This is a genomic window from Ginsengibacter sp. (assembly GCF_057362405.1).
Genome location: NZ_JBMQQG010000280.1, coordinates 1 through 7,780, shown reverse-complemented (window position 1 = coordinate 7,780; position 7,780 = coordinate 1). Strand labels below are relative to the sequence as shown.

The 7,780-nt window shown below is 36.7% G+C and carries 11 protein-coding genes; 8 read left to right on the top strand and 3 right to left on the bottom strand.

Annotated elements, in window-relative coordinates; all coding sequences use genetic code 11:
- From ACO1O5_RS23030 to ACO1O5_RS23000, 7 genes are all read left to right on the top strand, one after another.
- The coding region (locus tag ACO1O5_RS23030) for an aminotransferase class V-fold PLP-dependent enzyme (RefSeq protein ID WP_486274509.1) at positions 1-610 on the top strand (610 nt) is incomplete at its 5' end.
- On the top strand, positions 611-1,060 hold the full coding sequence (locus ACO1O5_RS23025) for a SufE family protein (protein WP_486274507.1): 450 nt from the start codon (positions 611-613) through the stop codon (positions 1,058-1,060). It abuts the gene before it with no gap.
- A gap of 2 nt (positions 1,061-1,062) precedes the next feature.
- Complete coding sequence (locus ACO1O5_RS23020; RefSeq protein ID WP_486274505.1) at positions 1,063-1,374, top strand: iron-sulfur cluster assembly protein; 312 nt, start codon at positions 1,063-1,065, stop codon at positions 1,372-1,374.
- A gap of 79 nt (positions 1,375-1,453) precedes the next feature.
- Positions 1,454-2,002: a BrxA/BrxB family bacilliredoxin gene (locus tag ACO1O5_RS23015; protein WP_486274503.1), complete on the top strand. Its 549-nt coding sequence runs from the start codon at positions 1,454-1,456 to the stop codon at positions 2,000-2,002.
- 17 nt (positions 2,003-2,019) lie between these two features.
- Positions 2,020-2,511, top strand: coding sequence for an RrF2 family transcriptional regulator (locus ACO1O5_RS23010; RefSeq protein ID WP_486274501.1), 492 nt, complete (start codon positions 2,020-2,022; stop codon positions 2,509-2,511).
- Between the two features lie 11 nt (positions 2,512-2,522).
- Entirely contained in the window at positions 2,523-3,134 is a 612-nt protein-coding gene (locus ACO1O5_RS23005; protein WP_486274499.1) for a fumarylacetoacetate hydrolase family protein, read from the top strand.
- Between the two features lie 51 nt (positions 3,135-3,185).
- On the top strand, positions 3,186-3,764 hold the full coding sequence (locus tag ACO1O5_RS23000; protein WP_486274497.1) for a C40 family peptidase: 579 nt from the start codon (positions 3,186-3,188) through the stop codon (positions 3,762-3,764).
- 20 nt (positions 3,765-3,784) lie between these two features.
- Here the strand turns inward: ACO1O5_RS23000 and ACO1O5_RS22995 are convergent, their stop codons facing one another.
- Positions 3,785-4,621: an MBL fold metallo-hydrolase gene (locus ACO1O5_RS22995; RefSeq protein WP_486274495.1), complete on the bottom strand. Its 837-nt coding sequence runs from the start codon at positions 4,619-4,621 to the stop codon at positions 3,785-3,787.
- Positions 4,622-4,808: 187 nt separating this feature from the next.
- On the opposite strand from ACO1O5_RS22995, the gene ACO1O5_RS22990 reads away from it, so the two are divergent.
- The gene (locus ACO1O5_RS22990; protein WP_486274494.1) at positions 4,809-5,177 is read left to right on the top strand and encodes a DUF4339 domain-containing protein; all 369 of its coding nucleotides are present in this window, start codon (positions 4,809-4,811) and stop codon (positions 5,175-5,177) included.
- A 36-nt stretch (positions 5,178-5,213) separates the two neighbouring features.
- On the opposite strand, the gene ACO1O5_RS22985 is transcribed toward ACO1O5_RS22990, so the two are convergent.
- Together ACO1O5_RS22985 and ACO1O5_RS22980 are read right to left on the bottom strand one after the other, a co-directional pair.
- The gene (locus tag ACO1O5_RS22985) at positions 5,214-6,545 is read right to left on the bottom strand and encodes an alpha-L-fucosidase (RefSeq protein ID WP_486274492.1); all 1,332 of its coding nucleotides are present in this window, start codon (positions 6,543-6,545) and stop codon (positions 5,214-5,216) included.
- A 258-nt stretch (positions 6,546-6,803) separates the two neighbouring features.
- Positions 6,804-7,526: a head GIN domain-containing protein gene (locus ACO1O5_RS22980; RefSeq protein WP_486274490.1), complete on the bottom strand. Its 723-nt coding sequence runs from the start codon at positions 7,524-7,526 to the stop codon at positions 6,804-6,806.
- Between the last annotated feature and the right edge of the window lie 254 nt (positions 7,527-7,780).

The following is a 7,780-nucleotide window of genomic DNA, read 5'->3' as shown; positions in this document are numbered from 1 at the left end:
CACTGTTCATTTGGATATTGATGTTCAGGACTTGGATTGTGATTTTTTTGCTTTTTCTGGACATAAGGTGTATGGACCAACTGGCGTTGGTGTGTTGTATGGTAAAAAAGAACTATTAGAAAGTATGCCGCCATTTATGGGCGGTGGTGAAATGATAAAAGAAGTAACTTTTGAAAAAACAACCTATGCGGATCTTCCTTATAAATATGAGGCCGGCACGCCAAATATTGCCGATACAGTGGCGTTAAAATCGGCATTAGATTTCATAAATGAAACCGGGAAAGATGCCATAAGAGAGCACGAAAATGACCTGTTGCATTATGCAACGTCTCATTTGGAAGTTTTGCCTGGATTGCGCATCATTGGTACTGCTGCAGAAAAAGTAAGTGTTGTTTCTTTTGTAATTGAAAATATTCACCCGCAGGATATTGGTGTTTTATTGGATAACCAGGGAATTGCCGTAAGAACAGGGCATCATTGCACGCAACCATTAATGTCCCGCTTTGGGATTCCCGGAACGGTTCGTGCATCCTTTGCGATGTACAATACAAAAGAAGAGATTGACAGGTTGGTAAATGCATTGCAAAAGGCAATAAAAATGCTTTCGTAAATGAGTAATAAAAGAACGATAGAACATACGGAAGAGGAAATAATAGAATCATTTTCGTTATTTGATAACTGGGAGGAAAAGTATGAATATATCATTGATCTCGGTAAAAAATTGCCGGTGCTTGATGATAAATACAAACTCCCGGAAAATATAATTAAAGGATGCCAGTCAACAGTTTGGTTGGTTGCAGAATATAAAGACGGCAGGATATTTTTTAAAGCAGATAGTGACGCAGTAATTGTAAAAGGGTTGGTAAGTATGTTGATTGAAGTTTTATCCGGGCATACACCTGATGAAATTCTAAATGCAAAACTTGATTTTTTAAGAGAGATAGGTATGATGAACCACCTGGCACAAACACGATCAAACGGATTACTGGCAATGGTAAAACAAATGAAAAATTATGCATTGGTGTATAAATCAATTCATACACCGGAGAAAACAATATGATTATGGATGAAGAGGCATTAAGACAAAAGGTAATTGAATGCTTGCAAACAATATTTGATCCGGAAATTCCGGTGAGCATTTACGAGTTAGGACTGATTTATAAAATAGATATTTTGCCGATAAATAATGTTCAGATAACAATGACATTAACAGCGCCAAGCTGCCCGGCAGCGCAGGAAATTCCAATTGAAGTAGATCAAAAAGTGAGAATGATAGAGGGTGTTAATGAGGTTGATGTTTCAGTAGTTTGGGATCCGCCGTGGGACAAAAGTATGATGAGTGAAGCGGCTTCTTTGGAATTGGGATTTATGTGAGTAAGTAATAAGTGATAAGTGATAAGTAATCGGTAACAAGTATCAAGTAAATAAAAATCAATAATAAAAAAATAAAAACATGGCACAAATAAGTTTGAATTCGTTAATGAACAAATCGTTGGCACCAACTTACAGCGAAGAAATTGCAGCGCCTTTCAGGCAGGAACTAACTGAAGCGGGTTTTGAGCAATTATTAACTCCTGAAGATGTTGAAAAAGCACTGAATAAAAAAGATGGAAAAATTTCTCTCGTTGTTTTGAACTCTGTTTGCGGATGTGCAGCAAGAGCAGCAAGGCCGGGAGTACTTTTATCCTTATTTAATGAGGTGGTTCCCGACAATCTCTACACTGTTTTTGCAGGAATGGAAAAAGCGGCTGTAAATCATTTTCGTGAAAATTTCCTTCTGGGAGTAACACCTACTTCACCCAACATAGCCATCTTAAAAGACGGTGAATTGGTTGAGATTTTACAGCGCCACCAGATAGAAGGAAAATCTGCCGGGCAAATTGCCGATGAACTTGTTGGTCTTTATAATAAAGAAGCAACTAAGAAAAATTCTGAAGAAGAAGTTTCGGCTATGCGTTCCCGTTTTATCGATCGTTACCAGGTAGATCCATTGGGCGTTTAATTTTATAAAAAAGCTACATGAAAATTACAGCACAGGAAGAATACGGGTTAAGAATATTGCTGCGGATTGCGAGATGCCAGGATAATAATGGCATGAGTATTCCGCAGTTAAGCGAAGCCGAGGGCCTTACTGGTGCTTATGTTGCCAAACTTACCCGTAAGCTTCGGATTGAAGGTTATATTAACAGCACACCCGGTAATAAAGGTGGCTATGTTTTGGCGAAGACTCCCGCTGATATTAATATGAACCAGGTATTGAAAACATTAGGTGGGCCTTTATTTGACAAAAGTTTTTGCGGCGATTACGCCGGCTCCTTAAAATTTTGCACTAATTCTGTTGATTGTTCTGTGCGTTCGCTTTGGCAAATGGTTCAATTTTCTGTTGACCAGTTATTAGATAAATTGACTTTATCCGATCTCATCAGTTCCGCAGAGAAGCCAAATCATTTGCTTAATGCGATTCTTGAAAAGAACGTCAGAAATGTATTACTTGAAAAAGCCTCGGTGTAATTAATTTATTGATGAGAATTTTCTGTCTTGAACAAAATTATTTTTCAAATAAAAAGGAACAATTAAATGGCGTCAGAAAGACGCCTTTAATTTTTACAAAGCCTTATAGCGCCTTGCTTCCGGACGGCACATCTTTTTTTTATCCCAAATTTGCCAATGAATTGTATTGCGGCTGCGAACTCGTACTTCGTATTTCCAAGGGCGGCAAAAACATAGTTGAAAACTTAGCTGCGGACTTTTATGATGCAATAACCATTGGAATTAATTTTACGGCCTTTGATAATGATGCCGAATCGTTGGAAGAAGAATTGTTTTGGCAAAAAACAAAAGGGTGGAATAATTCTTCAGTTATTGGAAAATGGTTACCCACGAATAATTTAAACGATATAGAAAATATCAATTTCTGCCTTTATAAGAACAGGGATATGGTTCAGCTTTGCAATTCCGGCTTAATGATTTATAATTTCAACAAATTAATTTCTCATATTCCAGATTCTTATACTTTTAATAAAGGCGACCTAGTCTTTACAGGTACACAGGTTAATATTGGAGAACTGCTTCCCGGCGACAAACTGGAAGCCTTTATAGAAGACGATTCTCTCTTAGAATTAGACATAAACTAATAACCTTCAATAAAACACCAGTCAGGGTCCCGGATTTATTTACTTTTGAATATGAAATATTTTCTAACGATCACCGCAATTATTTCGGTGATCGTTTTATTGCAAGCCTGCAGGAGTACACGTACGACTAAATCTTCAGCTAAGACTGCCACAACTGAAGTCCCCACTAATTATGGAAAGTCAAATGACATAAGCAATGCTGTTCCGAAAATAATTATCAATACGAGGGATGTAGTTGCAGATTCGGTTGTTGAATTTGCCAAAACGCTTGTAGGAATAAAATATAAATATGGCTCAGCTGTTAAGGAGCAGGGTTTCGATTGTTCAGGCTTTATAACCTATGTATTTAGTCATTTTAAAATACAGGTGCCACGAATTTCCAAAGATTTTACGAATGCTGGAACGCCTGTTTCAACAACAGAAAGTAAACCGGGAGACCTCATCCTTTTCACCGGAACAGACACCACAGGTTGGATTGTGGGGCACATGGGAATCATAACTCAAAATGAAAATGGAAAAATACAATTCATTCATTCTGCTTCAGGAAAATCAATAGGAGTCATTATATCGGGAATGAGTAAATATTTTGAAACAAGATTAGTAAAAGTAATCAGGGTGTTCCAACAGTAAATTATTGGCATAAGCTCACATCACCCAAAAGAAAATACCATCTGCTTTGAGGTAACTTTCGTTGACTTTGCATTTTTGTAAGTACTGCCTGAATTTTGTATGTGATAAACAGCCGTTTCTTCATATCTCGATGCTATAATTATTTCTACGCCAGCTGCGTTAGCATCAAATAAATCTTTAACCAATTGCGGTGTATTATTATTTTGAGAAAGATGAGATAAAAATAAATGACTCATAAACGATGACCTATATTTTTTGAAAAGAGCCAAAGCCTGCATATTGGATAGATGCCCTTGTCCGCCACTAATACGCTTCTTTAAATGGTATGGATAATTACTTTCGCTTAACTTTTTTTCATCATAGTTAGCTTCGAGAAATGCAGCATGGCATTGTTGAAAATGCTTTATTACATTTTCGCATGGCAAACCTATATCGGTAAAAATGCCCACTTTTATTGTTTTGCATTCTACGATAAAACTATTGGGGTCAATGGCATCATGAAATTTTGGAAAAGGTAAAATGTTGAGCGTTCCAATCTTTATTGATTCATTAGGCTTGAAAAATGTTGCCAAATGATTTTCAATCCTGATGCCGCTGTTAACCAACGTTGTGGCCGTTATATAAACCGGGAGCTGGTACTTCCTACTAAATACTTCTATTCCTTTAATATGGTCGGAATGTTCATGGGAAACAAAAACTGCTTTTATTTTCTTGATGGAAAGATCAAGCCGCTTCATTCTTTTTTCAATTTCCCTGCATGCAATGCCGGCATCTATTAGCACAGCTTCACTCTCATTACCTATGTAATAACAGTTGCCATTACTACCGGAATTTAAAGAAGTAATAAATAGAGACATTGGGGCAAAGAAACAGATTTTAATTACGCAAAGAAAAAATTCTTATATTTTTACGCCTCGAAAAAGCCTTTTATTACCTTAGATTTTACGTGCCAATGAGATAAATTGCTTTTTCATTCCATGGTTGATAAAATAAACTATGTTTTATTCGTTATAATGGAAAGACTTTAACCTATTCTAATATTCTATGCGTCAGTACTACATATTCGACGGACAGGCGAAAAGGGGACCTTTCGATTTGGAGCAATTAAAATCGAAAATTGTAAATAAGGAGACCCCTGTTTGGTATGAAGGACTTACCTCCTGGATCATGGCGGAAAATATAGATGAACTAAAGGAATATTTTGCAATCAAAACAACGCCCCCTCCACTTCCCAGGCCAATTCGAAAAAATGTACCATTACGTGAGGAAATTTTGAATTCATTTTCGGAAGCGACGCAACTTTATCCTGAAACCAAACGGACGGGGTATTTAGTACCAATCTTAATTTCGATTGTTATTATATCCGGCATTATTCTGGCGGTGCTTTATTATCAAAAAATCATTTCTTTTTAGTTAAACATTTTGCCTCAGCCATTGCTGAATTGGATATTAAATATTTAGCTGAATAATCGTATCTGCATCTTCTGTCTTTATTCCATCTAAATAGATATAGGTTCCCTCCGGAGTTTGCTTGAATTTAATTTTATTTCCGCCATGAAATTCTAATGCACTGGTTATTTTTTCTTTCAACCCGGGGATAAGAATGTGAGATTCATTTTCCGGCACATCCAAGATATGGACATACATTGTTTTATTTTTTGCAGTAATTACACCCCATTTTTGCGGTGGAAGAATGTTGCCTTTTGTGCCATAAATTGTTTGGCCATTAACCCGCATCCATTTTCCGATTTGCTTAAGCGTATCAATAAATTCAGGTTGAATTCTTCCGTTGGGCATAGGCCCCACATTCAATAAAAAATTTGCGTTTCGCCCCGCTGCGTTTACAAGATAATGGATCAATTGTTTTACTGATTTATAACTTGTATCGGATATATTAAATCCCCAGGAATTATTCATTGTTTCGCAGGTTTCTAACGGTAGTTGTTCTGAAGGTTTTTGAAAACTTAAGCCTGAATTATTCTGACCAGGAAGATCTCTTTCGAACATCTGGAAATCCTCACCATCGAAAGGGGTAAGATGATGGTTATTTCCAATGAGGCATTGTGGTTGGAGCTTATGGATTAAGCCGTAAATCTCGTCGTAATGCCAGTTAATTCTTGAAGAGCGATCTGCGTTTCCTTCAGGTGCTGTTTGATCCCAATGCCCATCAAACCAAATGCCTGCAATTTTTCCATAGTTAGTTAGTAACTCTGTTAATTGGTTTTTCATAAATTGAAGGTAGTGCGCATAATCGCCTTTACCCTTTCTGTCGGAGTGTTGGCCTGTTCTGCCTGTTTCATGAGGGTAATCTTCCCTGCTCCAATCTAAAAGTGAATAATATAAGAATAGTTGAATTCCTTGTTTGTGGCATTCATCTGCTATTAATTTTACAACATCTTTTTTAAAAGGAGTATGCATGATGTTATAGTCAGTAAACTTTGTATTCCACATGCTAAAACCGTCATGATGCCTGGTGATTAATGTTATGTATTTCATGCCGGCATTCTTTGCCATACTTACCCAGGCGGCGGCATTAAAATCAATGGGATTAAAAAAATCTACCAACCGTTTGTAATTTTTTACCGGAATGCTTCTGTCATTCATAACCCATTCTCCCGCCCCGGGAATGCTAAAAATTCCCCAATGAATAAAAAGCCCAAAACGGTCATTACTAAAGACTTCCCGGGCTTTTAAATTTTCCGGTGCTGGTTTATAAGCTTGTGCCGAAACATCGCCGTATGTTAAAGCGCAGCAGGTAATTACTAAAAGTAGTCGCTTCATTTATCTTGATTTTATCGGTGATAGTATATTTATAGAACTTGATAACTTATGTTACTACAAACATAATGCATACATTTTTTAAATAACGATTGATCAAATGTTTTCATCAATAAAATTTAATTGCGTCTATGCCTTGATAGTTGAGGCTAATATTTTCGCACTTTATGAATATATACTTCTATAAAAAGAAAAACCGCAATCCCTGTAATAAGAATTGCGGTTTTGTTTTTAGGGTATTGCCGAACCGATACCGGTTATTTACATTTTTAAAACCTTGCCGCTTCCGGCAACCTTGCTGTTTATTTTTGTGGCACTCCCTTTATAAAATACATTTCCGCTTCCGCTGATTTTTGCATCAATACTATTGCTTGCATATACTTTTACATTTCCACTTCCGCTGATTTTTGCATCTACATCGTTGCTGTTGATGTTGCTGCAATCTATGTTGCCACTTCCGCTGATTTGGGCGCTTATAGAATTCGTTCCGTTACCTTTTAGATCTATATTGCCGCTTCCCGCTATCGACAGATCAAGATCCTTAAATTTATCGAACGTTAATTTAAGATTACCTGAACCTGATACAGCCATATCTGTCTTTGAATCATTTGTAAATGCGCCATCGCCACTAATATTTCCGCTGCCGCTTAGTTTCAATGAATTTATTTTTGTCATCGAAACGTAGACATTCATTCTTGTTTTGGATTTAAGATTTACATTCTTCTTTGGTCTTATTAATAACCGTCCGTCTTCTACCGTAGTTTCGATGTAAGGAAGCAGGTTTTCATCCGCTTCAACGGTTACGCTGTTAGAATTGCCGTAACTGATTTGCACATTCATCGAACCCTGGGAGGCTAACGAGGTGAAGCTGCTCACTTCACGGGTTTCTTTTTTTACTTCACCGTTGCCTTTAATGGTTTCCCATTTTTGTGCTGCCGCGTTGATGCTTATTAAAACAAATAAGCTTATCAATAATTTTTTCATATCTATTTAATTTTTTTTAGAAGATAGTAGTATTACGAACTGAATGGAAAAAAGTTACAGGAGCTGATAAATTATATGAAAGGATTTTTACATCAAGCTGATATCCTGCCAGTGTATTAATTTAAAAGAATTTTTCCCACAAAGTCACAAAGGCCACTAAGGATCGCTAAAACAAACTTCGTGCCCTTCGTGTCTTTGTGGGAAAATGATGCATTGCCATTTTCTTTAAACGATGTGAATCATATAATAATTAT